We start from the raw sequence: 1,889 nt of genomic DNA, 5'->3' as shown, positions 1-1,889 counted from the left end.
GGGTCGCCGACGCGCCGGTGACGGAGGCGAACGCGGCGTTCAGGGCGGCCAGGGCGGCGGCGAGCCGGTCCGGGTCACCGGCGGCGGACGCCACGTCGTCCCGGGCGGCCCGCAACCGGTCCAGGTCGGCGACCAGGTCGGCCCGCAGCGCCGGGTCGCCGACGGCGGCGATCCGCTCGGTGAGCACCCGCTCCGCCCCGGGACTGTTGGGCAGGCCGGCGTCCCAGGTCAGCAGGCCCCGCTCGACGAGCCGGTCGAGCAGCAGGTACCCGTCGTCGGGGCGGCGCAGGCCGGCGTCGCCGTCTTCGCACAGCCGCGCCACGAGGTCCCGGGCGGCGGTGCGGCCGTCGCAACCGGCCAGCAGCCGGGCCTCCACGGCGGACAACTCCACCGCCGGGGCCAGCGGCGGGCACAGCCGACGCCCGTCGAGCCGCAGGTGGGGCGGCAACACCGGGGCCCACCAGCGGCGCACCGCCGGGTCGGCGGCGAGCCGGTCGGCGTACGCGGTGAGCGCCCACGCCTCCAGGTGCACCTCCCGGCGGTCGACCAGCTCCGGGCCCGGGGACAGTCGGGTGTGCGGGGTGTCCGGGTCGAGGCTGCCCCAGCAGACCGGCCCGAAGAAGCCGATCGTCTCGGCCTTGCCGCAGTAGCGCTGCCAGTAGCGCAGCACCGCGATCTCCCGCTTGCGGCGGGGCTTGTTGCGCACGGCCGGGTCGGTGCGCAACAGCCCGTCGAGGGCGACGAGCATCTCCGGGTTCTGCCAGGTGACCGCCTCCCGCACTCCCCGGTCGGCGCAGATCTCGGCGAGCACGGCCGACGAACGGGCCAGCGCGGCGGCCAGCTCCTTGTCGTACACCTCGGCGGTGCCCTCGCCGGCCAGCAGCGCGTCGGCCGCCGCGGCGGCCTCGGTGGCGGCGAACCGGTCGAGGCCGGCGGCGGGGAACCCGGCGGTACGCAGCAGCACGTCCCGCCACACCGACCAGCCGGTGTCGCCCAGCGGCAGCAGATGGCTCACCGGGCGGCCCGCCACTCGTCGTCGACGATGTGCAGCCGCAGCTCGCTGAAGTAGCGCCGGCCGGCGGCGTCGGGCACCCACGCGTCGTCGGGTGTGGGCAGCATCTCGCTGACGGTCAGCGACACCCCGTCCCCGCCGTCGGTGCGGGCGGCCCGGACCATCGCGGCGAACATGGCGGCGTACGCGGGACTGCCCAGGTCGACGAAGCAGGGCTTCGTCTCGGTGCCGAGCTTGACGTAGACCAGCTCGGGCAGGCCGAGGTCGCGCCGCCAGCGGCGCACGGCGAGGAACCGGTCCCGTTCGGCGGTGACGTCGGCCAGGCCGCACTCCCCCACCGTGGTACGCCACGTCTGGCGGGCCACCACCAACCGGTCGAGGGTGATCCGGGGCGTGTACGAGGCGGCGGCTACCAGCTTGAACCCGTCGACGGCGTGGGCGCTGAGCAGCCCGGCGAACACCTCGGTCAGCGGCCAGCGCGCCCCGTCGCGGGCGGTGACCACGAGCCGGCCGTCCTCGGAGCCGACGGTGAGGTCCACGGTGGGCAGCACCCGGTCCGGGTCGGCGCCCGGGGCGGGCAGGAACGCGAGCTGCCGGTCGGTGGGGCCGGTCAGGGCCTCGGCGGTGCGGCTGGTGCGCCGGGGCCAGTCGCTGGGGAACAGCAGTCGGATCCGGTGCTCGCCGAGGTCGGCGGCGAGCGCCGTGCGCAGCCGTGCCACGTCCGGGTGGGACGGGGTGAACACCTGGCAGTCGAACGACGGCCAGGCGGCGTGCAGCTCGCCGAGCACGGCGGTGTAGTCGCCCCGGGCGAGCGCGTCGGCGTCGGCGGCGCAGAGCTGAAGGTCGGGGCTGTGCAGCCGGCCGCTGCTCCAGTCGC

The 1,889-nt window shown here is 76.7% G+C and carries 2 protein-coding genes; both read right to left on the bottom strand.

Annotation, left to right across the window (positions count from 1 at the left end):
* A partial coding sequence (locus tag MCAG_RS27955) for a lantibiotic dehydratase (protein WP_198141675.1) occupies nt 1–1,015 on the bottom strand: 1,015 nt, incomplete at its 3' end.
* The coding region (locus tag MCAG_RS27950) for a lantibiotic dehydratase (RefSeq protein WP_198141674.1) at nt 1,012–1,889 on the bottom strand (878 nt) is incomplete at its 5' end. The genes MCAG_RS27955 and MCAG_RS27950, both read right to left, overlap by 4 nt.

It is taken from the genome of Micromonospora sp. ATCC 39149 (assembly GCF_000158815.1).
Classification (GTDB): domain Bacteria; phylum Actinomycetota; class Actinomycetes; order Mycobacteriales; family Micromonosporaceae; genus Micromonospora.
This window is presented reverse-complemented; position numbering and strand designations above follow the sequence as displayed.